Source organism: Pseudoalteromonas simplex (assembly GCF_015278155.1).
Classification (GTDB): Bacteria; Pseudomonadota; Gammaproteobacteria; order Enterobacterales; family Alteromonadaceae; genus Pseudoalteromonas; species Pseudoalteromonas simplex.
Window position 1 is genome coordinate 1 of record NZ_JADILN010000056.1, and the last position, 324, is coordinate 324.

The 324-nt window shown below is 41.7% G+C and carries 1 pseudogene; it reads right to left on the reverse strand.

Annotated elements, in window-relative coordinates:
- Positions 1 to 121 precede the first annotated feature (121 nt).
- Positions 122 to 324: pseudogene (locus IRQ78_RS20720) on the reverse strand (hypothetical protein); the annotation flags it as partial.

Here is a 324-nt window from a genome sequence, read left to right on the forward strand (position 1 = left end):
CACTGCGAGCAATCGCATGCGTTTTCGTGCGTTTGGTTCTTTACGAGAAAGCGCTAAAAGCTGTTCAGATATGTTTGGATTCAATGTTATTAACCGGTGATTTTATATAGCCTATATTAGATCAGATATTTAAGCGGAATGGTATTAGACCAATAGAGATTTTAAGAATTTTTAACCATGGGTTATGAAGAGGGTCACATGGATTGTGTTGGGTTTCGCTACGCTCTACCCAACCTACCTGGCTGAAAGCTCCAAACGCAAAAAAGCCCGACTCTTTCGAATCGGGCTTTCTCTTATTTGGAGCCTGGCGATGACCTACTTTCA